The sequence below is a fragment of the Campylobacter sp. MIT 21-1684 genome, assembly GCF_026241315.1.
Classification (GTDB): domain Bacteria; phylum Campylobacterota; class Campylobacteria; order Campylobacterales; family Campylobacteraceae; genus Campylobacter_D.
The window spans coordinates 51,720-78,086 of the sequence record NZ_JAPHNA010000005.1 but is presented as its reverse complement, the minus strand read 5'-3'; the positions used below and the strand labels follow the sequence as shown (position 1 = coordinate 78,086).

Annotated in this window: 26 protein-coding genes and 1 pseudogene; 6 read left to right on the top strand and 21 right to left on the bottom strand. The window is 32.6% G+C overall.

Going from position 1 to position 26,367, the window contains the following annotated elements:
* Window positions 1-25: 25 nt before the first annotated feature.
* From OQH62_RS03420 to OQH62_RS03345, 16 genes are all read right to left on the bottom strand, one after another.
* Complete coding sequence (locus OQH62_RS03420; protein WP_266013843.1) at window positions 26-1,567, bottom strand: DNA methyltransferase; 1,542 nt, start codon at window positions 1,565-1,567, stop codon at window positions 26-28.
* Entirely contained in the window at window positions 1,506-2,528 is a 1,023-nt protein-coding gene (locus OQH62_RS03415) for a DNA methyltransferase (RefSeq protein ID WP_266013841.1), read from the bottom strand. The genes OQH62_RS03420 and OQH62_RS03415 overlap by 62 nt, the downstream gene beginning before the upstream one ends.
* A complete protein-coding gene (locus OQH62_RS03410) occupies window positions 2,525-2,905 on the bottom strand; it encodes an integral memnbrane protein (protein WP_266013839.1) in 381 nt (126 codons plus the stop codon). Before OQH62_RS03410 ends, OQH62_RS03415 begins: the two co-directional genes overlap by 4 nt.
* A complete protein-coding gene (locus OQH62_RS03405; protein ID WP_266013838.1) occupies window positions 2,902-4,611 on the bottom strand; it encodes a proline--tRNA ligase in 1,710 nt (569 codons plus the stop codon). The genes OQH62_RS03410 and OQH62_RS03405 overlap by 4 nt, the downstream gene beginning before the upstream one ends.
* The gene (hemA, locus tag OQH62_RS03400) at window positions 4,598-5,899 is read right to left on the bottom strand and encodes a glutamyl-tRNA reductase (protein ID WP_266013835.1); all 1,302 of its coding nucleotides are present in this window, start codon (window positions 5,897-5,899) and stop codon (window positions 4,598-4,600) included. The genes OQH62_RS03405 and hemA overlap by 14 nt, the downstream gene beginning before the upstream one ends.
* Window positions 5,899-6,792 (bottom strand): polyprenyl synthetase family protein, encoded by an 894-nt coding sequence (locus OQH62_RS03395; protein WP_266013866.1) that lies wholly within the window; start codon window positions 6,790-6,792, stop codon window positions 5,899-5,901. Before OQH62_RS03395 ends, hemA begins: the two co-directional genes overlap by 1 nt.
* Window positions 6,776-7,306, bottom strand: a complete 531-nt coding sequence (locus tag OQH62_RS03390) for an exporting protein (RefSeq protein ID WP_266013832.1) — start codon at window positions 7,304-7,306, stop codon at window positions 6,776-6,778. Before OQH62_RS03390 ends, OQH62_RS03395 begins: the two co-directional genes overlap by 17 nt.
* Window position 7,307: 1 nt before the next feature.
* Window positions 7,308-7,571 carry a DUF2018 family protein gene (locus OQH62_RS03385; protein ID WP_266013830.1) on the bottom strand — a complete coding sequence of 88 codons (264 nt, stop codon included), beginning with the start codon at window positions 7,569-7,571 and terminating at the stop codon, window positions 7,308-7,310.
* Between the two features lie 340 nt (window positions 7,572-7,911).
* Window positions 7,912-8,478, bottom strand: a complete 567-nt coding sequence (locus OQH62_RS03380; RefSeq protein WP_266013828.1) for a 2-oxoacid:acceptor oxidoreductase family protein — start codon at window positions 8,476-8,478, stop codon at window positions 7,912-7,914.
* Complete coding sequence (locus OQH62_RS03375; protein WP_266013826.1) at window positions 8,475-9,320, bottom strand: 2-oxoglutarate ferredoxin oxidoreductase subunit beta; 846 nt, start codon at window positions 9,318-9,320, stop codon at window positions 8,475-8,477. Before OQH62_RS03375 ends, OQH62_RS03380 begins: the two co-directional genes overlap by 4 nt.
* Before the next feature lies 1 nt (window position 9,321).
* The gene (locus OQH62_RS03370; protein WP_266013823.1) at window positions 9,322-10,446 is read right to left on the bottom strand and encodes a 2-oxoglutarate synthase subunit alpha; all 1,125 of its coding nucleotides are present in this window, start codon (window positions 10,444-10,446) and stop codon (window positions 9,322-9,324) included.
* Window positions 10,447-10,454: 8 nt separating this feature from the next.
* Entirely contained in the window at window positions 10,455-10,763 is a 309-nt protein-coding gene (locus tag OQH62_RS03365; RefSeq protein ID WP_266013820.1) for a 4Fe-4S dicluster domain-containing protein, read from the bottom strand.
* 10 nt (window positions 10,764-10,773) lie between these two features.
* On the bottom strand, window positions 10,774-11,643 hold the full coding sequence (gene sucD, locus OQH62_RS03360; RefSeq protein WP_266013817.1) for a succinate--CoA ligase subunit alpha: 870 nt from the start codon (window positions 11,641-11,643) through the stop codon (window positions 10,774-10,776).
* Between the two features lie 9 nt (window positions 11,644-11,652).
* Window positions 11,653-12,813, bottom strand: a complete 1,161-nt coding sequence (gene sucC / locus OQH62_RS03355; protein WP_266013815.1) for an ADP-forming succinate--CoA ligase subunit beta — start codon at window positions 12,811-12,813, stop codon at window positions 11,653-11,655.
* Window positions 12,814-12,898: 85 nt separating this feature from the next.
* Complete coding sequence (locus OQH62_RS03350; RefSeq protein WP_266013813.1) at window positions 12,899-15,103, bottom strand: NADP-dependent isocitrate dehydrogenase; 2,205 nt, start codon at window positions 15,101-15,103, stop codon at window positions 12,899-12,901.
* A 118-nt stretch (window positions 15,104-15,221) separates the two neighbouring features.
* Window positions 15,222-17,774, bottom strand: coding sequence for an AsmA-like C-terminal domain-containing protein (locus tag OQH62_RS03345; protein WP_266013810.1), 2,553 nt, complete (start codon window positions 17,772-17,774; stop codon window positions 15,222-15,224).
* On the opposite strand from OQH62_RS03345, the gene mltG reads away from it, so the two are divergent.
* From mltG to OQH62_RS03315, 6 genes are all read left to right on the top strand, one after another.
* Entirely contained in the window at window positions 17,689-18,684 is a 996-nt protein-coding gene (mltG, locus tag OQH62_RS03340) for an endolytic transglycosylase MltG (protein ID WP_266013808.1), read from the top strand. The two genes, OQH62_RS03345 and mltG, sit on opposite strands and share 86 nt — an antisense overlap.
* Window positions 18,685-18,709: 25 nt before the next feature.
* Complete coding sequence (locus OQH62_RS03335) at window positions 18,710-20,212, top strand: DUF2972 domain-containing protein (protein WP_266013805.1); 1,503 nt, start codon at window positions 18,710-18,712, stop codon at window positions 20,210-20,212.
* Between the two features lie 73 nt (window positions 20,213-20,285).
* The gene (gene flgB, locus OQH62_RS03330) at window positions 20,286-20,717 is read left to right on the top strand and encodes a flagellar basal body rod protein FlgB (RefSeq protein ID WP_266013802.1); all 432 of its coding nucleotides are present in this window, start codon (window positions 20,286-20,288) and stop codon (window positions 20,715-20,717) included.
* Between the two features lie 9 nt (window positions 20,718-20,726).
* Window positions 20,727-21,221 carry a flagellar basal body rod protein FlgC gene (flgC, locus tag OQH62_RS03325; RefSeq protein ID WP_266013800.1) on the top strand — a complete coding sequence of 165 codons (495 nt, stop codon included), beginning with the start codon at window positions 20,727-20,729 and terminating at the stop codon, window positions 21,219-21,221.
* 5 nt (window positions 21,222-21,226) lie between these two features.
* Complete coding sequence (gene fliE, locus OQH62_RS03320) at window positions 21,227-21,526, top strand: flagellar hook-basal body complex protein FliE (protein ID WP_266013797.1); 300 nt, start codon at window positions 21,227-21,229, stop codon at window positions 21,524-21,526.
* 6 nt (window positions 21,527-21,532) lie between these two features.
* On the top strand, window positions 21,533-23,317 hold the full coding sequence (locus tag OQH62_RS03315) for a peptidoglycan D,D-transpeptidase FtsI family protein (protein WP_266013794.1): 1,785 nt from the start codon (window positions 21,533-21,535) through the stop codon (window positions 23,315-23,317).
* 18 nt (window positions 23,318-23,335) lie between these two features.
* Here OQH62_RS03315 and OQH62_RS03310 read toward each other — a convergent pair whose 3' ends face one another.
* From OQH62_RS03310 to OQH62_RS03290, 5 genes and pseudogenes are all read right to left on the bottom strand, one after another.
* Entirely contained in the window at window positions 23,336-24,094 is a 759-nt protein-coding gene (locus OQH62_RS03310) for an urease accessory protein UreD (protein ID WP_266013791.1), read from the bottom strand.
* Window positions 24,091-24,696, bottom strand: coding sequence for an urease accessory protein UreG (ureG, locus tag OQH62_RS03305; protein WP_266013788.1), 606 nt, complete (start codon window positions 24,694-24,696; stop codon window positions 24,091-24,093). The genes OQH62_RS03310 and ureG overlap by 4 nt, the downstream gene beginning before the upstream one ends.
* A gap of 11 nt (window positions 24,697-24,707) precedes the next feature.
* On the bottom strand, window positions 24,708-25,367 hold the full coding sequence (locus tag OQH62_RS03300) for an urease accessory protein UreF (RefSeq protein ID WP_266013785.1): 660 nt from the start codon (window positions 25,365-25,367) through the stop codon (window positions 24,708-24,710).
* On the bottom strand, window positions 25,364-25,858 hold the full coding sequence (locus tag OQH62_RS03295) for an urease accessory protein UreE (protein ID WP_266013783.1): 495 nt from the start codon (window positions 25,856-25,858) through the stop codon (window positions 25,364-25,366). Before OQH62_RS03295 ends, OQH62_RS03300 begins: the two co-directional genes overlap by 4 nt.
* Window positions 25,855-26,367, bottom strand: a pseudogene (locus tag OQH62_RS03290) (AmiS/UreI family transporter). The gene OQH62_RS03295 and the pseudogene OQH62_RS03290 overlap by 4 nt, the downstream one beginning before the upstream one ends.

Below are 26,367 nucleotides of genomic sequence, written 5' to 3'. Positions count from 1 at the left end.
CTATATTACTAAGTTTTTGCTTCTTCTACAACAAATCTGCCTCACTAAACAATCCCACATCTTCTCCCTTTAAAATCCACTCCCCATTTTCCTTGATAGGAATTGCTATACTTTCTAACACTTCTTTGATGAGTTCTTTGCTTGGGCTTACTCCATTTTTAAGCAAAGGGATAATCTCTAAGCAAATATCATCAAAATAAGCCTTTTTACCTTGTCTTTTTGCCCCTCTCAAATAAGAGAGTAAAAAATACTTTGTTCTTAATTCTAGCGGGATTACGTGGCTTTTAAACTTCTGTCCTCTTTGGATATGGTATTTTCCGCTTGTCTCATCAAGGTCAAAATTTGCGTTAATAAGCAGTGTTAAATCCGCATAATCTAATTTATGCAAAAATCCTAACCCTAAACCTTTGATAGTAATTTCAGCGTGGATTTCCTCTAAAGTCGCCCCATCATCTCTAGCAATCAATGCTTCGACGTGATTAAGCGCAAGAGCAGTAATGTCATCTCCTAAATGTTCTTTTGCTAGGGTTTTAGGATTTTGCACTTTCTTAAAATAAAGTATGAGTTGTCCGCTTAACACGGAGGCTTTAAACTGCCTTTTCTTAAAAGAGCTTTGTCCATTATCTTGCCTCACACTGTCAACATATTCAAAGCCTATATTTTGGGCTTCTTCTACTAGAATCTGCCATAACTGCGGATCTTGGTGCTGAAAGACAAAGGCAAGCCAACGATTAAATTTTAGCACCCTATACATTTCTTTTAAACTTGCTATCATCAGTGCGTGGTATTCCTCTCTACTCTTTTCTAAAGAACCTTTTTCTATACATTCTTTCTCTCTTAAATCCCTATTCACAGGCAAATCCAGCCAGACATTCCACATCGTGCTTAAATCCAAATAGGGAATCTTTGCTCCATAAGGTGGGTCTGTGTAGATGAAATCCACACTTTGACTTTCTATTTCTTTTAAATTGGTAGCGTCTGCTTGAAAAATCTTTTCACCATTGGTTTTGGATTCTAAGGCATCTACTTTTTCTACATTTTGTCTTTGGTTTAGCATAGAGCCTTTGAAGTCTTTGATTACATTCTCTAGTGGATAAAAATAACTTTGATAAAATAAATTATTTGGAGCAGATTCTAATTCCCTTTTACCTCGTATAACGCGTTCAATTTTTTGTTTAAATGTTTTTACTATATTTAAGTTATCTGGTCTTGGTGCTATACGATAACGATAATAGCGAGTAATCGCTGAAGCAGGTCCTCCTTTTGGGGTCGTATGATAAGTAAGATTAACCAAACTCAAAGTATTATAAAATGCCAACATCAACGCATAACGCATATTTCGCTTGAGGGTTCTCTGCTCCTTACTTCCACTTGGTGTGGTGTGAAAAAAAATAAGTTTGCGTAAAAGGGCAAGTTCAACAAGTTGCAAAGGACTAAAAAGAGCTAAAACACTACTCACATCACTGCCTTTTGGTAAAATCTCATCTTTAGGTATCCATAAAACTTCATTTTGTTGCTTCAAAGAGGCAATCCCCCCCCCCCATATTAGCATCAATAGCAAATTCATCGCTTAACACATTTGGATAATACCTTGCGTTTTTTAGAATCTGCTTTGCTTCTTTCTCACTTTTAGGCTTAATAGATTCAAATTCGCTTAGAATTTCCTCACTTATATCAAGCATTGCGCTTAAATCTACTTTCGCACTTAATGCCTTTACCATAAAGATAGAAAGAGGGTTTAAATCAGTATGAATCCCTAAGCGTCCATTCATCATCGCTTCAATCGCAGTAACGCCACTGCCACCAAAGGGGTCAAGCACTACATCGCCCGTATCGGTGAAGTTTTTGATATTTTGCGTTACGATGTCCCAGCTTTGACGCGTGAAATATGCAGTGCAACCAAAATACCGTGCTTTTGCTTGTTTTTGAGGCTTTGTAATGCCTTTAGGTAGCTCCCTACTTAAATACCAACTATCCTCTTTTTTAGGCGTTTTAGAATCTCTTGTTAGCGTTTGCTTTAAGGATTCTATGGGTGTGCTTAAATATTGTTTTAAAAGCGCAAAATGCTCATTTTTAAAGTCATTTGCAAAGAGTTTTTCGCAATCAAATTCTTTGAGGAGATTTTGTCCATTTGTTTCAAAAAGCATAAAGTTTTTGCCATTGCAAAGGGCATAAAAAGGAGCTTTAATCTGCGAATTAATCGCATAGTAAAAAGCTTGCCTCTCTGCTTTACTCTGTGCGTTGATTTCCACTTTTGGAGCTTTAGCATCAAGCACACAATGCGGCTTAGAATCTACATACAACACATAATCGGGTGTGAGAATATCCTCTGCCTCTATTTTTTTATTTGAGCCTATCACACTAGGAAAGTGAAGCGTTTGAGATAAAACAATCTCTAGCCGCCTGTGTGAAGTCTCCACCTTAGGCTTGAAATCTAACTGCTGCAAAAGCCGAGCGAGGATAAATTCGCGCACAGAGTCTTCTTTGAAATCTTTATTTTCTAAACTTGAAAAATCAAAAGATTTCATTTTTTATCCTCAATAATCTCAACATCTATAATCTCATCATTCATAGTATCTTTATTTTTTGAATGTCGTGCTTTGTTTTTCATCAAAGTTTGCACAAAAAAAGCAAAAAGAAGAATAAAAACAGCAAAAATAGAGCTTATAATCCCGGGCACAAGAAACAAAAAGCCAGCAAGGACAAAAGAAAATTGTTCAAGCATATTTTTCAAGCCGTCTATATGAAATTCGAGCATATTTTTCCAAAAAATTCCTAAAAGAATAATACCTATAAACATACTTGCTAAAATAAAAAATAAAAAATTCCCAAAACCAAAAAAAATGATAAAGAATGTGCAAGTAAATAGCTCAAATATGAAAAATGCAATAAATGTATATCTCATAGTATATGCTTTTTTAAGAATTCCAAAGCTTCATCAGCTTTAAGAAACTTTTTTACAAGTCCTTTTCGTTCTATAAATTCGACCTCATTCTTTTCAAAACCTTTGCCGATGATTAAAGCATAAGTAAAACCCATCAATTCAAAATCATTCATTTTAACACCAAATCTTTCATTTCTCTCATCAAATAGCACTTCAATACCACTTTCTTGCAAATTTTCATACAATGAATTTGCATAAGCAAAAGCCTTATCATCTTTAGGATTTAAGAGGATAAGATCTAATACAAAAGGGCTTAATTCTTTGTTCCAAATACAACCTCTTTCATCAAAGCTTGCCTCTACAGCCACAGCTACTAAACGGCTTATTCCCATACCATAACACCCCATATAAAAAGGGGTAGTTTTGCCATTTTCATCTAAAAAATGGGCATTCATAGCAGAAGAATATTTTTGTCCCAACTTGAAAATATGCCCGACCTCTATACCCTTGCTTTGTTTAAGCACTCCTCCGCATTTCACACAACGATCATTTTCACGTACGCAAATAAGGCTTTTAAAGCGCTCCTTATTCAAATTAACTACATCAATACCTACAAGATGATAGTCTTTTTCATTCGCACCCATTATCATTTGCTTCTCATTTTCAAGCTCAATATCAACATAAAAATCAAGCCCTTTTAATCCTATAAATCCTATAAATCCCGGCACTAAACCTGCTTGAATAAGCTCACTTTTCTCTGCTTCAACAAGTTCTAATGCCCCACAAGCATTCTTTGCCTTTGTTAATTCAAGCTCATCACAACCGCGTATAAAAAATGCGATTAATTTCTCTTCGTCTTCATACACTGCCTTTTTTACAACAGCCTTGATTGTATAAAATTCATTGATATGAAAAAAATCTGCTAAAGCTTGAATGGTGGTAATATTTGGTGTGTGAAATTTACTCGCATAATTTGCTTGTGGTCTTTCATCTGTACAAATTTTTTTCATTCTATTTGCTGCTTCTATATTCGCTGCATAATCGCAATTTTCACAGAGTAAAATCGTATCTTCACCATTACGCGCTAAAACCATAAATTCTTTCGAATCACTTCCTCCAATTGCTCCGCTATCAGCTTCCACAGCCCTAAAATCAAATCCAAGACGTTGAAAAATACGACTGTAAGTTTGATACATACTATCAAATTCTTCATCTAAACTTTGCATATCCTTGTGAAAACTATAACCGTCTTTCATTATAAATTCTCTACATCTTAAAAGTCCAAAACGAGGTCTTAACTCATCACGGAATTTTAATCCTATCTGATACAAATGTAGAGGAAGTTCTTTATAACTTGTAATCTTATTTTTTACTAAAGAAAGCATAGCTTCTTCGTGAGTAGGTCCTAAAACATAATCATTTTCTTTCCTGTCTTTAAATCTTAAAAGCTCCTTGCCAAAAACGTTGTATCTGCCGCTTTCTTTCCAAAGAAAAGCAGGAGTAACAAAGCTTAAAGAAGTCTCCAAGGCTCCAGCTTTATTCATTTCTTCTCTTACTACAATCATAATCTTGCTTAAAACCCTTTGTCCTAAAGGCAAAAAATTGTAAAGCCCACTTTCTATTTGCTCGACAAAACCGCCACGTAACAAGAAAATATGACTTGGCAAATTCACATCTTTTGGAATTTCTTTCGTACTTGGTGCATACAATTTGCTAAATTTCATCATTATTCTCCATAAATTCACATTTGTATTGGTTTAATCCGTCTAAATTGTTCTTCAAATCAAAAACATAACGCATAGCATTAATAACAGTATCACTTTGAATTGTACCTTGTAAATCTTTTAAATTCGAAGTAGGCGTATGCAAAAATGCTTTAAAAACTTGATGGATAAGCTTTCTTGCTTCCTCTTTATCGGAATTTTTTAAATAACCTTTTCGTAAAGCAATTTGAAGTTGTTTTTCTGCACATTCCTTAGCCTGCAAGCGAATAGCTTTAATGATAGGATTTAAAGCTAGGTCATTGAGATGTTTAAAAAATTCAACGCTCATATCTCCTATAATACTATAAGCTACTCGTGCTTCCTGTTCTCTTAGATCCAAATTCTTTCGTACCACTTCTTGTAAATCATCAACAGCAAAAACTTTAACTTTTTCATTTTGCTTTAGATCAATATCCCTTGGTACAGCCATATCAAAAAAATACCTTTTGTAATCACACTCTTTGAGCATAGTATTTGTAATAAGTGTTGAGTTTGCATTTGTAGCAGAAAAAAAAAGCTCCTTTGTGTTTAAATAAAGGGTTAAATTATTCAAACTATCATAAGTGCTTAATACGCCCAAACATTCACAGAGTTTGGCAGCCTTTTGAACATCACGATTTAAAAGTATCACTTTAGCTCCAGAAGCTATTAAATGTCGCGATGCAAGCTCTCCCATCTCCCCAGCACCGATAACAACAACTTCTTTTTGACTCAAATCAAAGAGTTCTCTTGCCTTAGCCACAGCCACAGAAGCTATGGAAATAGGATTTTTGGAAATTTCTGTTTGATTTCTTACTTTTGATGCGCATTTAAAAGCATAATGCAAAGCTCTAGATAAATGAATCCCGCAAAAATTATTTTCAAGCGAAAACTGAAAAGCAGTTTTTAATTGTCCTGCTATTTGCGTTTCTCCTATAACAAGACTGTCAAGCGAACTTGCAACTGAAAAAAGATGATGAATAGCTCCACTATCTTCAAAAATATCAGCTTTTTGCAAAAGCCCATTTTCATCTACCTTACAAAGTAAAGCAAGACTTTTAACTATATATTCGGCTACGCCTTTTATTTCTTTAACAAAAGCAACAACTTCAACTCGGTTACAGGTACTAATTACAAGACTTTCGTTTATATTTTCATTTGAATTAAGAATCCTTAAAAATTCTTTTTTTGCATTTTCATCATTTAAACTCAACTTTTCTCTTAAGGCAATGTCTGTATTTTTATGTGTAAAAGAAATGCAAAAATAATGCATCAAAAATCCCTAATTACCATAGAATGAGCTAGTTCATAAAGTTTTGGATTAGAATAATTTTTTAGAGCTTCTAAAGCCTTCTTTGCAAATTCCTTTGCCTCATCACTTGCCCTTTGTAAAGCCTTGCTTTCAATAAAAGCATTTTCAAGCCAACATCTCTCCTCTTCATTTAAGTTTTTTTTAAAAAGCGTCAGAAGTTTTTTCTGTTCTTGTCTCTGTAAGGTTTCAAAAAGATAGATATAAGGTAAGGTTGTTTTACCTTCTTTAAAATCATTCATTACAGGCTTTCCAAGTGTTTTTTCATCACCTTTTATATCTAAAATATCATCAATCATTTGAAAAGCCAAACCTATGTTTTTTCCATATTCACAAAAAGAATTTTCATCAAGACCAGCCATTAAAGCACCACAACGAACACTTGCTTCAATTAAAACAGCAGTTTTATTATAAATCATACAGAGATATTTTTGTCTGTCGGTATTAAAACTATGGCTTAAATTTACATCCATTAACTCACCTATAGCAAGTTTTACAACAGCATTTGAAACAATTTGTGCGAAATCTTTTCCGAAAGAACACAGTTCAAAAAAAGCTTTAGAATATAAAATATCACCAAGCATTAAAGCATTTTTTGCGCCAAATTCGGCATTAACGGATTTTACACCGCGTCTTAAAGTGCTTTCATCAATAATGTCATCGTGAAGGAGACTTGCTAAGTGGATAAGTTCTATGATGGCACATAGCTTAAGACTCTGCTCATCTTCACCTGTTATACTCAAAAGTAATTTTGAACGTAGTTTTTTTCCTGAATTAATATTTTCAAGCATTGCGAAAATAGGTTCATATTCTAAGTCTTTTAAGTACAGTTGTATTAACTCATCTATTTGGCGTATCACTTTTTCTCTCTATTAATGGCTTCGTTTGAGGTTGGCTCAAATCTATCATAGGAACAATTTGATTTGTACTTGGAGGATTTTGCAAAGGTACTTTTCGCGGATCTAAAAATTTGACATTCAAGCGAGAATCCTGATCTTCTATATACACGGTAAAAGTTGCTTCGCCTTTGTTGTATTTGCTAAATTCTAAAATTAATCTTGCTCTGTCAATATGTGGATTTGTGTAATCAGGAATAAGAGTTTGAGATGCCCAATCTAAATTCCTTCGTAAAGAAAGAGTAAATTGACGCGGATATTTGCGGAATTTAGAATGCACTATAATATTTGTATTATCAAACAAAGTCCAGTAAAAATCGAAATTCCATTTCCCATTTTCATATCCAAGTTCTTCAATTTCAATACTAGCTTTTTCATCTTTTTTTAAAATAAATTCATAAGTATAAGCGAATTTCGGTACAGCGGCATTTGAAATGCAAAAAAATAAAATGCAGATAAAGCCAACAACTCGCAATTTAACCCTCGTGTCCTAGAATTTTTGCTCCAAGTTCTATAAAAATATCATTTTGCCTTTCTTCTATAAAAGTTCCATTTTCAAGTATAAAATTTTTCACATCATTTTCATTGAGTCCTTGTTTTTCTAAAAGCTCAACCATAGCAATGTATTCAGCAAAGAAATTTTCAAAAGTTCTTTCTAAAGCCCCTAAGTTACCATTTTGTATTATTTCTATAAATTTTTCTTTAGGGGTTTTGCCTAAAATCTCATCAAAAATATCCATAATCTTTCCTAGTTTTTAAATAACCTTTGATTATAAAATTTTAAAAGTTAAAAGCAGTTTAATCTTACAAACAAGAAAATTTAATAAAATATCATTTCATTTGAATTGTTTCATCACAAAACACTCCGAAAACTTTTTCATAAATATTCAAATTCTATTTCCCATTTTATGATGTTAAAAAACGTACATTGAATACAATCAATTTGACTTTCGTTGTTGCTAAAATTAAGAAATTATAAAGATTTCGTTTTCAATATATCTAATGAAATAATTCTAATAACACTTTAAAAACAGAAATTACATTTTTGAAAGAAATCTAAAACAAGGTTTTAACCTTGTTTTAAGATAATTTGCGAACTGCTTTAGCTTGACTTGCATACTGAACACCCAAATCAAAAGCCTTAGCATTCGCATCTCTTGTTTTGGCTGGGACCATATGAAGCATAGTTTCTTTTAAAATATCTAAAGCAATACACTTGCTCATAAAAGCCGCTATTGAAAGAGCTACAACCGATTGGGTTGCGACATTACCTACCTCATCTTTTGCTATTGTTATAATAGGAATTTCAAAAATTTGCCATTTTGCATAATCTTCATCTTCAGGATGTACTAAATTTGGCTCTATCACTATAATACCATTTAACTTCATACCACCACGAAAACCCTTATAACCCTTATCTGCCGTTGAAAGCATAAAATCAATCTCTCCTTCAACTGCATAAGGAAATAAAATATCTTTGTCATCAATGATAATATCAACTTTTGTAGGTCCTCCACGAACTTGAGAAGTATAAGTGGAAGCCTTAAAAGCATAACGACCTTCTTTGATGGCAGCTTCAGCCAAAATTTCTCCTGCAGTAATAACCCCTTGACCACCTTCACCACCAAACCTTAACTGGTATTTCATTTTAATGCTCCCAAATTAACCATTCTTCGTTCTTTTGCAGCTCTACGAACTTCCTCATATGCGTGACAATACTCCGCTTGACTCTCATCTTGGTGCAAAATTCCAGTAGGAAATTTATCTCTTTTCTCTTCAGAATCCATTTGTTCAAACTTACTTTTATCAACAATACGATTTTTAATCCAATCAAGCATAGCCACAGCTTCACCCATTTTATTCTTACGACCTAAATTAATATGGCAATTTGAAAACACATCCACAAAACTGTATCCTTTATGTAATAAAGCTTTATAAATAAGATTTTCAAGCTTATTTGCTTCAATAACATTTCCTCTTGCTACAAAAGAAGCACCGGCAGCCTTTGTAAGCTCACAAGCATCAAAATTAGGATCTATATTTCCAAATTGAGCTGTAACAGTATAAAATCCTTTCGGTGTAGTTGGAGAAGTTTGAGAATTCGTAAGCCCATAAATAAAATTATTAATAACTATATGCGTTAAATCTATATTACGTCGACAGCCGTGTATGGTATGATTACCTCCTATAGCCAAAGTATCACCATCACCACTCACAACTATAACATGTTTGCTAGGATTAGCAAGCTTGATCCCTGTCGCATAAGCAATAGCTCTGCCGTGTGTAGTATGAACGGTATTACAATTAACATAAGAGCTCATCCTTCCACTGCAACCTATACCTGAAACTAAACATACATCATCCATATTCCAACCAAGTTTTTGTACAGCACGAATAATGCATTTTAAAACTACACCATCTCCACAACCCCAACACCATTGTGTAGGAAGCTTATCTGCCCTTAAATACTCATCATAATCAAATGCCATTTTATATATTCTCCTTTACTTTTGCCATAATTTCACTCGGAGTAATAGGACGACCATTTGCTCTATGAAGTGAAATAAAATCGTTTCTTGAGCTTACTCTTTGAATCTCTTCTAAGTACTGTCCCATATTTAATTCACTGACCATAACTTTCTTAAATTTACTCACCACTTCAGCAATTTTTTCCTCAGCAACAGGGTAAAGAGTAATAGGACGAAAAAGCCCTGCTTTAATATCTTGCTCTCTCATTCTTAAAATAGCTTCTTTGGCTGAACGTGCTACGCTTCCATATGCTATAATCAAAAATTCAGCATCATCAAGCATAAATTCCTCCCAAGTACAAATCTCATTTTTACGGTTCTTAATCTTACCTATAAGTCGTTCTATGTTCTTTTTTACTAAAACTCCATCTTCTGTTGGAAAACCTATGTCTCCGTGATGAAGTCCTGTTATGTGATAACGGTAACCTTCAAAAAATGGATTTAAAGTAGCCGGTTCATTCTGTGCTGCTGCATAAGGCTTATAATCTTTCTTATCGCCATTAAATTTTGCTCTATTAATAATCTCAATATCATCCAATTCAGGCAATAAAGCTTTACCGTTCATATGCCCAACAGTTTCATCCATAAGCAAAAATACCGGAGTCATAAATTTTTCAGCTAAATTAAAAGCGCGGATAGTTTCAGTATAAGCTTCTTCTAAAGAAGCGGGAGCTATGGCTATACTTGCATAATCACCGTGTGTCGGTGCTTTAGCTTGAAAAAGATCCCCTTGTGCAACACGAGTAGGAAGTCCTGTTGAAGGACCTCCTCTCATAACATTAACAATAACGAGCGGAATTTCAGCAATAAAAGCAAGTCCTATTTGTTCAGCTTTTAAGGAAATTCCCGGACCACTGCTTGCTGTCATTGATTTTACTCCACTCATTGCAGCACCTATACTTACACTTACACCTGAAATTTCATCTTCCATTTGTATAAAAGTACCATCATTTGCAGGAAGCATATGGCTTAATTCGTGAGCAATCTCAGAACTCGGAGTGATGGGATAACCTCCAAAAAATTTACACCCACAATCAATAGCTGCTTGAGCTATTAACACATTTCCTGTCGATATAACTTCTCTCATCATTTTTCCTATAATTTTTTATATTTATTTTTTTTAATCGCCTCAACTCTTTCTTTAGATTCTGGAGTGAGTTTAGCAAATTTAAATTCATCTCTTTTTGCTACCATAATAGCAAAATCAGGACAATGCGTTTCGCACTCAGAGCAACCTATACAGGATTCAGGATGCACTACTTCTATCATTTGACCTAAAACGGCGTGAATATCATCACGCATCGCTAAAACTCCAGCTGGACAATAACTCACACAGATATTACACGCTTTACATCTATGCTCATCAACCCAAACAGGAGTGTCTTTGGGGGCACTTATACTCATAATATTTCCTTTAAGCTAAAATTTTTTTAATTTCTTCACCAATTAAAGCAGGAGAATCAACAACATGAATCCCGTAACTTCTCAAAGCCTCTTTTTTTGCCGCAGCACTTTCATCAGCACTTCCTACAATAGCGCCCGCGTGTCCCATTCTTTTTCCTTTAGGAGCAGTAGCACCAGCAATAAAAGCTACAACAGGTTTGCTAATATTTTCTTTAATAAATTTTGCAGCCTCTACTTCTAAACTTCCACCAATTTCACCTATCATTACCATAGCTTTTGTTTCATTATCTTTTTGAAATTCACTCAAAAGCTCTTTATAAGCAAGTCCTATAATCGGATCTCCACCTATACCTACAGCTGTTGAAATTCCATATCCAGCTTGTACAACCTGATTTGCCGCCTCATATGTCAAAGTTCCAGATTTTGATATAAGTCCTACACATCCCTTCTTAAAAATAAAGCCCGGCATAATGCCTAATTTACATTCTTCTGAAGTAATAATACCCGGACAATTTGGACCTATAATCTTCATACCTTTTTTATTGGCATAATTCTTAGCAAACATCATATCTTTAACAGGGGTATGTTCTGTAATAACTACAGCAAGTTTGATCCCGGCATCAGCTGCTTCAATAACACTGTCACCAACAGCAAAAGCCGGTACAAAAATCAAACTTACATCTGCACCAGTCGCCTTAACCGCATCTGCTACTGTATCAAAAACAGGTTTTTGCAAATGGTTTTGCCCACCCTTGTATGGAGTAACACCACCAACTATATTTGTACCGTAAGCCAGACATTGCTCAGCGTGAAAAGTCGCTTCCTTACCAGTAAAACCTTGAACAATCACCTTTGTGTTTTTATTAACTAAAATACTCATTCTCTATCCTTATACTAAGCTCTTTACTAATTCTGCACCATTTTTGAGATCAGAAGCCGCTTTGATATTCTTTAAATTTGAATTATCTAAGATATTTTTTGCCTCTAAAGCATTTGTCCCATCTAATCTTACTACTATAGGGATATTGACTTCAACATTTTTAGTTGCTTCTAAAATTCCATTAGCTATTCTATCACAACGAACAATCCCACCAAAAATATTAATAAAAATAACCTTAACATTTTTATCACGTAAAATAATTTCAAAAGCTTTAGCAACAGTCTCAGCACTTGCCCCGCCACCGACATCTAAAAAATTTGCAGGTTTTGCTCCGCTATAATTAATAATATCCATAGTCGCCATTGCAAGACCTGCACCATTAACCATACAAGCAACATCACCATCAAGTTTTACATAGCTTAAACCGAATTCTCCGGCTTCTCTTTCAGCAGGATTTTCCTCTGTAACATCTCTAAGTTCTGCAATATCTTTATGTCTATAAAGTGCGCTATCATCAAAACTACATTTTGCATCTAAAGCATAAAAGTCGCCTTCTGCAGTTTTAATAAGAGGATTAATTTCAAGCATATTCATATCTTTTTCTATGTAAAGCTGATAGAGTTTATCAATCATCGCTATAAGTTTTTTACTCTCTTCTTTGTCAAGCCCTAAAACTTTTGCAACTTCAAGTCCGTGAAAGAGTTTAAAACCAATTTGTGGGTCAATTCCGACTTTAGCAATCTTTTCTGGGCTTTCTTTGGCAACTTTTTCTATATCCATACCGCCTTCACTTGAAGCAATAATCGTGATTTGTTCAGCCATTCTATTAAAAAGTATAGCAAGATAATATTCTTTAATAATATTAGCTCCGCTTTCTATATAAAGTTTCTGCACAAGTTTTCCCTCAGGTCCTGTCTGATGAGTAACTAAATTCATCCCTAAAATTTGATTTGCATAAGTTCTTACTTCATCTAAATTTTTAGCGATTTTGACACCACCACCAAGTCCGCGACCACCAGCGTGAATTTGAGCTTTTACAGCCCAAACATTTCCACCTAAATCTTTAGCATTCTGCACAGCTTCATCAACACTAAACGCGACCTTTCCTTTTAATGTAGGGATACTATTTTGCGCAAAAATAGCCTTCGCCTGGTATTCGTGTATATTCATTTATTCTCCTTTATATTAATATTTAATCAAAGATTTTTTCAATCTTTTCTTTAACCTGCATTTCCAGTACCGATAATTACAATCTTCATTTCTGTCCTATTTTTTCGATAATAGCGTTAAAAGTCGGGCTTGGACGCATAATTTTTTCTGTTTTTTCATCATTGAATTTATAATACCCTCCCAAATCAACTTTAACTCCTTGAATATCATTCAACTCACTTCGTATTTTTTCTTCATTAGAACTAAGTTCTAAGGCTATTTCCTTAAAAAAGCTTTGAAGTTCTATATCGCTAGCTTGTCTTGCTAAATGATTTGCAAAATACAAAGCAAGATAAAAATGGCTTGTACGGTTATCATCTTCTTTTACTTTACGCGACGGGCTTTTATTGTTCTCAAGCCACTCACCTATTGCTTCATCAAGACAAGAAGCTAAAACCTTAGCCTTATGATTGCTGCATTTAAGCGCATAAAATTCTAGGCTTGCCTGCAAAGCTAAAAATTCTCCCAAGCTATCCCAACGTAAATGATTTTCCTCAACAAGCTGCTCAACTTGTTTTGGTGCTGACCCACCAGCTCCTGTTTCAAACATAGCTCCGCCATTTAACATAGGTATAACTGAAAGCATTTTTGCACTTGTTCCAAGTTCTAAAATAGGAAACAAATCAGTTAAATAATCGCGCAAAACATTACCTGTAATTGAAATAACATCCTTGCCTTTACGAATCAGTTCCAAACTTTTTAAACACGCTTCATAAGGGGCTAAAATACAAAGATCCTTTCCTTTTTCTTGCAATCTTTCTTTGACTAAATCTATCATTATCGCATTGCTCGCTCTTTTACTATCAAGCCAAAAAATTGCTTCATTACCTGTAAGTTCAGCTCTTTCAATACCTAAATCAATCCAATTAAGCACAGCATCAAATTTTGCTTGATTCACTCTGTAAATATCACCTTTTTGCACCTTATGCTCAAGCAAAATTTTGCCATTGGCAACTATTCTAAAAATTCCATCTTCTTTTGCTAAAAAGGTTTTATCGTGAGAACCGTATTCTTGAGCTTTTTTTGCCATTAAACCTACATTTGAAACACTTCCTAATTGCGAAGGGTTTAAAGTTCCATTTGTGTGTAAATCTTTAATCACAGCCTCATAAATTGTTGCATAAGTTTGATCAGGAATAAGAGCATTTGTATCTCTTTCTTTGCCTTCTTTATCCCAAAGTTTTGCTCCATTCTTTAACATCGCAGGCATAGAAGCATCAACTATAACATCACTTGGAACGTGTAAGTTAGTAATTGCTTTATCAGAATTTACCATAGAAATATCCGCACGTTTTGCTAGTATCTCTTCGTATTTTTTCAAAATTTCTTCTTTTTTATCCGAATGCTCTATTTTACTTAAAAGCTCACTTATACCATTGTTTTCATTCACACCTAAACGTGCCAATTCATCTTTAAAATTCTCAAAAAGATCTTTAAAAAATACTTTCACAGCATAACCAAACAAAACAGGATCGCTCACTTTCATCATAGTAGCTTTTAAATGCAAAGAAAAAAGCAGATTTTCTTGTTTGCAAAACTGTATTTGTTCTTCATAGAATTCTTGAAGTTTCTGCACATTCATAAAACTTGCATCAACAATTTCGTTTTTCTCAAATTTTAAATTTTCTTTCATTTTTTCAGACTTGCCATTGTTTGAAATAAATTCTATATCTGCAAGACAATCTTGTGCAATCAAAACAGCTTTTTCATTAGAAAAAAAATCGTCTTCTTTCATATAAGAAACTCTTGTTTTTGAATTAGGATTAAAAGCAATAACTTTATAAGGATTATTTTTAGCATATTCCTTTACAGCTTTAGTTGAACGACGATCTGAATTGCCCTGTCTTAAAACAGGATTTACTGCTGAACCAAGAATTTTTTGATATTTTGTTTTTATTTGCAATTCTTTATCATCTTTTGGTTGATCTGGGTAATTTGGTAACATATAACCTTTAGCTTGAAGTTCTTTTATAGCAATTTTAAGTTGCGGAATAGAAGCTGATATATTTGGTGTTTTTATCAAATTTGCATCGGGTCTTTGTACAAGCTCACCTAACTTTTCTAAGGCATCTTCACACTTTTGATCCTCTTTTAGATATTCGCTAAATTGAGCTATTATCCTACCAGACAATGAAATATCAGCGGTCTGCACTCTTATATTAGCCCTATGTAAAAAAGCAGTAGCGATAGGAAGGAAAGAATAGGTCGCAAGTGCTGGAGATTCATCTGTCAAAGTATAGGTAATGTGCATTTTTAATCCTTGTTAGTAAAATATTTTCTTATTTTTAAAACTAAAGTATATTACAATTAGAAAATTTTTCAAGAGTAAATTTAAACTTTATTTTAGTTTTCACGAAAGATAGTAAATTTTAATTAAATAAATTGGCAGGCAATTCTATGATATTGCGAATAAGATTAAAAGGTGTTTTAAGAGTATCTGTTAAAATTTGCGTATGAAATTTTGGCTCTTCAAAACTTCCATTCACTTTAATATTCGTACTGATTTCTTGATTTTTTCCTAAAACTACATAATTAAGGATAGGAATTTTAGAAAGCGTTTGAGAGGCTGATTTGAGAGTTTTTAACTCCAAATCTAAATCAAGTTCATTCAGTCGTAAATTCGCACTTCCAAGTCCAAAAATATCAACACTATCTCCATTAAAATTAATTGCATCAAAACGAAATAAATCTTTCTTGCGATTAAAAACAACCTTTCCGCTATGAAAGTGAAGTCCTTTTTCATTAAAAGTTGGTGATTTAAATAAAAGCAAGCTTGGAACAGTATCAATAAAAGAAATCAACTGATTTGCTCCTTTTAAATCTTTGACATAAGTATTTTTTACTCTCAATTCTCCAGAAAAATACTCAAGAGAGCTTCCGCTGATATTTAAATCAAATACCCCTTCTTGTACAGCTTTCTTTTCTAAGAATTCATTTAAAAAACTATCATCTATATTTTTTGCAGTAAAATAAAGATTATCGGGAGAATAATGAAGATTTAAATTCGCAACACCTCGAGTAGCTTGAGCATTTAAAACACTACCCTCTAAAGTAGTTTGAAGCTTATCAAAAGCTAAAGTTTTGTTAAAGTCTACTAACAACAAAGCAACATTGGTAGCATCAAGGGTAATATTTTGAGTATTTGAGCGAATATCAAAAGCATTGACATTTTTATCTTGTTTATATCTATAATTTATGTTTTTAAGCTTAATTTCTTTTTTCTGTTCATTTAAAACAACATTGACTGTATCACTTAGAGAATGGATATTTATAATGCCTTTATTTTTAGTTACAACAAAACTATCTTTTTGATAAGGTTTGCCATTAACAAAAAAACCATTTTCAAAACGAAGATTCTTAATATCAAAAATAAAATCATCAAAATTTAAACTCTTATATGCAAGAGAATCTGCACCAAGAACACCAAATTGTTTTAATCTTGGCAAGTATGCAACAAAAGCATTTACATTATCAGCTCTTGCTTCAAGCCCATCTGTAAAATTTAAAGTCAAAGCAAATTCAGGCACTTCTAAAATTATATCTTGGTTATAATCAAGTCTTGCTCTAAGCATTTTATTTCTCATATCAAATACATCATCACCAAAATGTAATCTTGCTATTTGTGCATTTAATTCAGCTTTTTTTGTCGCTAAATTAAAATCAGCAGCAAAATCTGCTTCTAAGAAAGCATTTTTTATACTTGCATTTTCTATATGCAAACTGTTCTGTGTAAGCTGTATCAAAGCTTTACTAACATCAAAATTCGCAAAAGAAAGTTGTGAATTTTCTACAAAAAATAGACCTTCATAAAAAATACTATTCTTTTTATTAAAATTGATTTTAAGCTTAAGATCTGTTTGAACTCTACCGCTTTGCTGATAAAAAGGAATGTTAAGATGATATGTTTTTAATGTATCACGGAGTTGTTCATCAAAGATAGCATTGTTTGACTTGATACGAAGAAAAATTCCTGCTTTTTCTAAATTCAGAATATCATACAAATACACTTCACTTGCGCTTAAGTCTGTCTTGTTATACGAGGCTTGCTTGAAGGAAAATTCAAGCTTTTGTTTTTGCAAATTTAATTCAAGATAAGGAATTACAACAGGAATGCTCTTTTTATCCAAGAAAATTTGCACCTTATCTGCAAAACCTTTTGCACTTATATCATTAAAATAATATTTCTTTGCACTAAAATCAACAAAACCTTGAAGAAAATCTAAATGATAAGACTGTGCTTGAATATTATCAACAAGCCATAATCGTAGCTCTTGAGGTAAAGTAATTTTTTTTTCCAATCTTGTATGCAGCTGTGGCAAATTTGTAAGGGTAAGATTTTCAAATTTATAAGCCAATCCTTTATTTTTATATGAAAGAGTAAGATTAAAATTCAATGAATCTGAAACGGCATTTCCAACAAAATGATAGAATTCGCTTTTTGTGTTTATACTTAATTTTCCATTAATACCAAGTTGATACTCTTTTAACAAAAGCTTGTCAATTACAGCATCAATTTGATTGACTTTGTGTTCTAAAATCAGCTTTAAAAATAACGCGTCATTATCTACAAAAAATTCATCATCCTTAAAAAGTATACGTATGTTATTGTTTTTAATATTAAGACTTTGTATGTCAATTTCCTCAACAAAGGTGTAAAGATACTCTAATTGTTTTATAATATTTAAAATCTCTTTTGAAACAAATCTGTCGTTTGTAAAATCCTCTGATATTGGCTGCTGTTTATTTAAAGTAATTTTTTTGGCTCTAAGTATTAGTTTTTTATCTAACTTAATATATAATTGCTCTAATTTTAAAAAATCAAATTGGACACTTGATATGGTAATTCCGTTTTTCAATACAAAAAATATCACAAATGCAAACGTACACAAAACTAAAAAAATATATACAATCTTTTTTTTCATTCGCAACTTCTTTTTCTTTTGGATATTGGGCCTTTTGTATTATTTAATCCAACCCTTGCAAAGTGCTTCGGTCGTTTTCATTCCTCAAGGTTCTATCTCTCAAATTATAACACATTTAAAACAATATAATTACCAAATGAGCAATATTGACAAATATCTTTTATTTTTTTTAGGTTCTCCACAATCAGGCTGGATAGCTTTAGGGACTCAAACATTAAATCGAGCTGAATTTTTACACAAGCTTACTATTGCAAAAGCAGCACTTCAAACACTTACTCTCATACCCGGTGAAACTACTGCTATTTTCTTTCAACTTGCTGCCAAGCAATTAGAGCTTGACGAAAAAAAACTCTGGCTTGAATTTCACAAACAATCTCCTTATGCAGAAGGTGTATTTTTTCCGGAGACTTACAAAATTCCAAAAGGAATTAGTGAAGACTTACTTATAAAAATTCTCCTTACATATGCAAACAATTCATATAAAAAAGCAGCTGAAAAAATCTTTGGTAGTTTCAATGAAAAAAAATGGCATCAATATATCATCGTCGCCTCTATCATTCAAAAAGAAGCGGCTAGTGAAACTGAAATGCCTTTTATTGCAAGTGTCATTTACAACAGATTAAAAAAAGGAATGAAACTTCAAATGGATGGTACCTTAAACTACGGTATGTATTCTCACGATAAAATCACACCACAAAGAATCAAACAAGATACAAGCTTTTATAATACATATAAAATTCAAGGTTTGCCACAAGAAGCTGTTTGCAATGTTTCTTTAAATGCAATTAAAGCTGCGATTTTTCCTGCAAAAAGCGAATACTTGTATTTTGTGCGCAATAAAAACACAGGCTTGCATACTTTTAGCACAACATTTAACGAACATAATGCTCTCATAAAAAAACAAAAATAAACTTTTCGCAATTAGAAAGGATACAATGAAAACCAAACAATTTCGTTCTTTACTTCTCAAAGATACAACCCAACTAACTTACGACAAACAAGAAATTCTCAAACATTATGAAGAAAAGGAAGAAAAAATTGTACAACTCTTGGACAAATTCCAAGATTATGAAGCTTTAATGCAAACTATATTCATCAATTCCCATTTTTTTGTATCACACTTTGATGAAATACAAACTTGGCTTGAAAGCAAGGAATTTAATAAAAAATTTCTTTCAAAACTTTCCCTTTATCCTAGTCTAATCGATCCAAAAACTGCTGATTATAACAAACTCGGTGCTGATTTAGCTTGGGATCTAAATTTACCACTCAATTACACGCCAAAACTTGTTTGGATGTCTATACAAAGTAGTGGAACTATGATGAATATTCTTGCCACAGAACTTTTAAATAAAAAACGAATCTACACTTTTGATAATAATGCTTGTGGAGCTTGGAATGCTGATGGTTTTTGGGACAATACAAACAGATTATATAAATTCTGCCTTCAACATAAACCTGAAATCATCACTGTAGGGTTTAGGAATTTTAAATTTTTTCATTTGCTTTTAAGCGACACAAAAGTTGCTTACATTGTAAGAGATCCTATTTCTTTGTTTCGACTGGCCGTAAATCATGTTGATAATGAAGCCCTTAAAAAAGGGGTTACAGACTTCACTTTAGCTATGGACTGGAAGAAAAACGACATTTTTGCAAAAATTTCTTATTATGGAAACAAAGACAAGCCTGATATCAATCGAACAGTTGCTTTTAAAGATAAGGGCTGGTTTGGGTTTTGCTTTGATTTTTATAAAACAGTTCATGTGCTTGAAAATTTAAATATTACACCATTTTGCCTTGAATTTACACAAATAAGTCCTGAAAATGCTTTTCATACCTATAAAAAATTACAAAAACTCTGTGGTTTTCATATAGAAGATGAGAAAACTCTACAAAATCTCCTCTCACACAGAATCAATCGTTTTGAAGGGTCTCTAATAAGCCTTCCAGTAAGATTACATGCCCATGAAAAACACTTAGAACAACTCAAGAACGATTCTTTTTTTGAATACGAAGGTGGTGTTGATATTTTTGTTTCAACTCACGCTCTTCATCCTAATAAAACTGAATTTATAGATCTTACAAAAAAAATTTTTCAGACAAGAAAATTGCTTTTTGAAAATATTATTATACTTGTAAAACGTTCGCAAATACATATTTTAGAATCAAACAAAGAGCTTTTTACTGCGGTACAAACTTGGCTCCACTCTTATATGGATTCTTTTGAAGAAAATGAAAAAAATATCAAAGAGAAACTCTATGATGAAAATCAAATTTTAGAGTATCTTCATAATGAAAAAGAATTAGCCTTAAAACTTAAAGAAAGTTTGGATTGTTGTTATAAACACATCAAGGAAAAATACCCGCACTATCTGAAAAAATGGAAATATTATCAAAAATTTGAAAAATTATGCCACGATTTAGAATCGACAAAATGATAAAACTTGGAACGCTTTTTGCTTTTATTTTCAAAATTAATAAGCTGATAATTTGTGTAAAAAAGGAGACAGAATGTTACAACCATTCAAATCAAAAGAACTAGTAATAAGTGCTTTAGCGGGAAGAAATTTAAGAAATCAAATGATTAATTCTAATATTGCTAATGTAGATACCCCTTTTTATAAAGCACGAGATATAGAATTTGAAACAGCTTTAATCAACCGTGCAAATGAAATTTTCAAAAAAAATGATAAAAAAGAACTAGAACTCGCTCTTACAGAAGAAGGACATCAAAAACCTTGGAAATTCCCTGATCCAAATAAATCAACTATCTATTTAAGAGACGGGCATTTAGCACGAAATGATGGAAATACTGTTGATTTAGATGTTGAAACTACAGAGATGAGTAAAAATACAGCGATGATTACAGCACTTGATGGTGTTTTGAGAAGACAAGGTACTATTTTTAGTTCTATACTTGATGCAAGTTCTAAAATAAGTTAAAGGTATATTATGGCATACTTAAGTGATTTTGATATTAGCGGATATGGTTTAAGTGCTCAACGTTTTAGAATGAATGTCATTAGCTCTAATATTGCTAATGCCAATACAACTAGAACAGCTGAAGGTGGTCCTTATAGGAGGCGTGAGGTGATTTTCAAAGCAACAGATTTTGATAAGTTTTTAAATAAACAAATCAATAAAGAAAATAATTTTTTAAAATATGAAAATCCTCTTAATGACCCGAGTTCGCAAAAAGACGCAAAACCGGCAATTATGAGTGTTATAGTTGATAAAGTTGTACGAGATGATAAAGATTTTCGTATGAAATATGAACCAAATCATCCTGATGCAAACGCACAAGGTTATGTTGCATATCCTAATGTCAATCCCGTTATCGAAATGGCTGATTTAATAGAAGCTACAAGGGCATATCAAGCTAATGTAAGTGCTTTTACAAGTGCTAAAACTATCGCTCAAAGTGCGATCGATCTATTACGAGGATAATAAAAATGAATACTATTAATAGTCTAGGACAACTTAACAAAACGAAAGACAGTGCAAACCAAACTTCAAAAGAAAACTCAATTGGAGATGAATTTGCAAAAATGCTTAAGAATGAGCTTGATGATTTAGACAAAACTCAAAAGGCTGGTGAAGCAGCTATGACAGATATTGCAACCGGACAAATCAAAGATTTACATCAAGCAGCCATAGCCATTTCTAAAGCTGAAACAAGTATGAAATTTATGCTCGAAGTAAGAAACAAAGCCATAAACGCCTATAAAGAAATAACAAGAACACAAATCTAAATTTTTATGGAAGAACATAAAAAAAATAGAGTTTCAAAAGTTGCCTTTGCGTATTGTATGGCACTTTTGTTTATGATTATTTTTCTTAGTTCTACTTTCTTTCTCACCTCAAAGCGTCAAATTCCAAATACCGAAAAAAATCAACACAACCTTGCTTTAAGAGGAAATATTATCACTAAAGATAATTTTACCATAGCTACTTCTCGTCAGATTTACAGGGCTGAAATTGATCTTAGAAGTATTAATAAAGATAAATTTGACCTTTTTTTAAAACTCTTTCAAATTTATAGCGGTATTAGCGACAATGAACTTGAAGCGATTCAAAAAAGAATGCGAACTCAAAAAAAACGGAGTTATAATTTTGTACTTCTGCAAAATTTAGATTCTAAACAAGCAAGTTACCTTAAAGATTTAGCTAAAAAGCTCTATATTCAAGGTTTTTTTAAAGCTTTTACTAATAGTAATGGCAGAGTCGAAACAAGAGGACTTGACATCATAGAACATCAAGAAGATAGAAACTATATATCACAAGATTCTCTTACTCCTGCCATAGGATATACACGAATGCTTTTGAATAAAGAAAATGGAGTTTTAAAAAATAAAGGTGTAAAAGGTTTGGAAAAATATTATGACCAATGCCTTAGTGCTTTACAAAATGAAAAAATTCAAGGCTTAAAAGACATAGGTGGTAATATTATTTTAAATTCAAGTTCCTTGCAGCAAAAAAAAATTAATGGATGTGATTTATACCTTAATATCTCTTTAAAACTACAAAAAAGTATAGAAAAACTTATAGATCAAACAAATACTGACTTACAGGCAAGTGAGATTTTAGTCGGGATTATGGAAAGCAAAAGCGGTAAAATAGTAACTTTAGCAAGCACAAGACGCTACAATCCACAAAATCGTGGAAAAGATTTATCTGTATTGAATGCAAGTGCTATTGAATATGGCTATGAAGCTGGTTCTGTAATCAAGCCTTTTATCTTTAGCACAGCCTTAAGTCTAGGGAAAATTAAAACTGATGAAATTATCAAAACCTATGGGGGTCAATATAAACTTGGACGCTTTACAATACAAGATGACCACAAAGCAGATAAAATGAGTATGGAAGAGATTATTATGTACTCTTCTAATATCGGTATGATACAAATTGCAAAAAGGTTAAATAATGCAGAAATGATAGCTGGACTAAGAATCTTTAAATTTGGAGAAAGAAGCGGTATTGACTTGCCTTATGAACAAAAGGGTGAAGTGCCAAATCCAAAAAAACTTAGAGAGATAGAAAAATCTGTTTTAAGTTATGGTTACGGACTCAAAACAACCTTCATACAACTCCTTGCAGCCTATAATGTATTTAACAATGATGGAGTATATATTACTCCACGTTTAGCTGAAAAATTCTTTCAAAATGGACATTTCACAAATCTTGATACTGAAACACAACAAGAGAAAATCCTTTCAAAAAATACAGCAAAAACTATACAACAAATACTTATCAATGTTATAGAAAAAGGCACAGGAAAAAAAGCTATAACACAAGGGATTATAGTGGGAGGCAAAACAGGGACGGCAAGGATAGCTGAAAAAGAAGGTTATACAACAAACCGCTATAATGCTTCTTTCTTTGGTTTTGCCAATGATGACAAAAATGCTTATACTATAGGAGTGTTAGTAAGAAATCCTACTAAAGCTTACAGCTACTACGCTGCTCAAAGCGCTCTGCCTATTTTTAAAGATGTCGTGGATACCTTAATCAGTGAAAATTTTCTCTCACCACAAAACAAATAAAAGTCAAAACAATAGCCTTTATAGTTTGAGAGATTCTTTAAATTCTATTAAACTTTCACTTGTATTTGCCAAAGCTCTCACAACAATACCTCCATTTAAGGAGCTTATACCAATATTAAGCTTAGAAGCAAGACATTGCTGTTTTAAATTTTCATATTCTAAATTCTCATCAAACAAAATAAGACTTAAATAATGAGTGTAGCCATCAAAGAGGCAACAATTTTGCAAAGCCATATATTTAGGTTTTAAGCAAAGATTATCAAAAAGTATAAGCTCTTCATCGCGAAAAATTGAAAGTTTAGAACAAAATTCTTTAAAAGCAAAAATTTCATTTCTCAAAACCCTTCCTGCACAAAAAATTTCACTATAATGCAAAGAAGAATTTTTTTCAAGCTTGATACAAGTTGTAGCTTTAAAACTTGAATTTGCAAAGGCAATTACAGGCAAAGGATCGTACTGCAAAAAAGCGCCTTCTTTAAGACATATCAGGCTGTTTTTACTTGCAAAAGAATCGTAGGTATTATGAATCTTTTCGTAACTTTGAGAACAAAGCTTTACTTTGCTTTGTTTGCCTATTTCTATAACAATATCTTGCTCATCATCTTTCATCAATCCTGCTGATACTGATAAAAGCATAAGCTCTAATTTTTCAACTTTTTGATTGGGACAAATAATTTTAAGCGGTGGAGTAAAATATAAACTCTCAACACAAGTATTGTTTTTAAATGAAAGCTTTGTTTTAAGTTTTAAAACGCTTTTTTGTGCAAAAACACTCATAGAAATTCTTCTAAAAGTGCATGTTTTTTTATCCATTCTATCACAGAATCTAAACCCTCCTTTGTTCGTAAATTTGTGAAAACAAAAGGTTTTTCACCACGCATTCTCTTTGTGTCATCTTTCATTAAACTTAAATCTGCTCCTACATAAGTAGCAAGATCTATTTTATTGATACAAAGCAAGTCAGAGTGCATTATACCGGGTCCTCCTTTGCGTGGAATTTTATCTCCAGCACAAACATCAATAACAAAAATACTAAAATCAACAAGTTCAGGACTAAAACTTGCAGCTAAATTATCACCGCCACTTTCTATAAACACAAGCTCTAAATCTGTAAATCTCCGCTCCATTTCTTCTAAAGCTTGCAAATTCATAGAAGCATCTTCTCGAATAGCAGTATGAGGACAACCTCCTGTTTCTACGCCTAAAATTCTTGCCGAATCTAAAACAGAATTTTCACTCATAAACCTAGCATCTTCTTGAGTATAAATATCATTAGTAATCACAGCCAAAGAATAGTTTGCACTCATTTGTCTTGTCAAAGCCTCAATCAAAGCTGTTTTTCCACTGCCAACAGGTCCCCCTATTCCAATTGTTATCATAATTTCTCCTTTTAAGACATATAAAGTCTTGAATAAAGATTTTGATGTGCCATAGCTTTAATCTCATAAGCAGGACTCACAGCACAAAAATCCTCTTTGTCAAGCTTGTCAAGCCTTTTAACCAAGTTTTCAAATTCAGTATGCAAGGAAGCAAGAACTTCTTGCCCTTCACTCTGTGCAAGTGGTACAAGTTTTACACAAGTAGTAATTTGATTTGAAGTTTGTGAATACATATATGCCTTAAGATAGTGTTCAAATTCCATTGCATATGCCTTACAAAAAACTCCATAAACACAAGGATATAGATACAATTTACTTTGCTTTTGATATTTTAAAAAATCCTCTTTTTCTTCCAAAGCAAGAGCATTGAGGCATTTAAGAAAAGATTTACCCAATTTATGCATTGCATTACGAAGCTCAGCAGCTTGTATGCTTGCACAAAAAAGAGTTTCAAGCTCAAGAACTTCTTCTAAAGAACTGCTTTGTTCAATGAGTTTTAAAACTAAAAAATCAGTATATAAAAGAGTGCCTAAATACGCTTTCATATACTCCTTAAGTTCCTGAGCTTTAGCTATCTTTCCACACTGCACATAAGTTTCTAAACCAAAAGAATGTGCAAAAGCACCTATGGGAAAAGCAGAGTCGGTAATTTGCAAAAGTAAAAAATTCATTTTTTTGATCTCATAGAAATTTCGCAATTTAAATCCATTTTTAATGTGTTTGCAATCATAAGTCTGTCTTTTGAATTCAAAATGCACATTTTCTTTTCAAAAGACAGATTAAGTCTTTCTAAAACCTTTTGCAAGTGTGCTTGAAAAGGAATTTGAAATTCCATATTTTGAGGAAGAAAAAATAAAGCTGTATGTAAATTTCCAAGCTCATAGCATAAACCTGCCACAGCACAAAGCCCTTCTAAACGCACACATAAAGTTACAACAGGAACTATACAAACAATAATTATCCTTCCTTTTTCTTTAAAAAGAATATCTCCGTCATTTAAACCTTTATTTTGTTTTAATCTTACAGCAAACACTTCACCCTGCTTTGTCTCAAAGCGATGGATTCTTCTAAAAGCATTAAACCACTCAAGCTCAACCTTATCAACTTCAAAACCTTGAACAATTTCTTGATGGATATTTCCTAAAATACGTTCTATAATCATTTGAAAACACCTGTAAAAAAAAGCCAAGCAGGAAGAAAAGCTGTAAAAACACCTTCAAATAAAGCTAAATATGGAACGAAATGTAATTCTTTATTGATACAAAGCTCTAAAAAAACCGAAAACCATAAAATTCCCCAAGCAAGCTAAATAACACTAAAAACTAAACCTTGTATTGTATGATCATAACTTAAAAAAGCTGCTGGAATAGTATTTAAAGCTACAAACAAATTAAAATAAGCTAAAGCTCTTTGATCAAGGTCGAAAAAAGCATTTAAGGCTATAAAAAGATATGTAAAACCAAAAAGCAGTCCCATTGCTCCTATATAAAAATCACTAAGTTCGCCATCACTGAAAATAGCTTTTGCAATATAAATGCAATTAACAGAAACGCAAAGTGCGCCAACAAAGAAATTCATTATAGCAGCCGATTTAATTTCAACACGACTTAAACGGCATATACCATTACTCATCAACACAGCACCGACATAAAACAAAACAAGCCCTAGCAT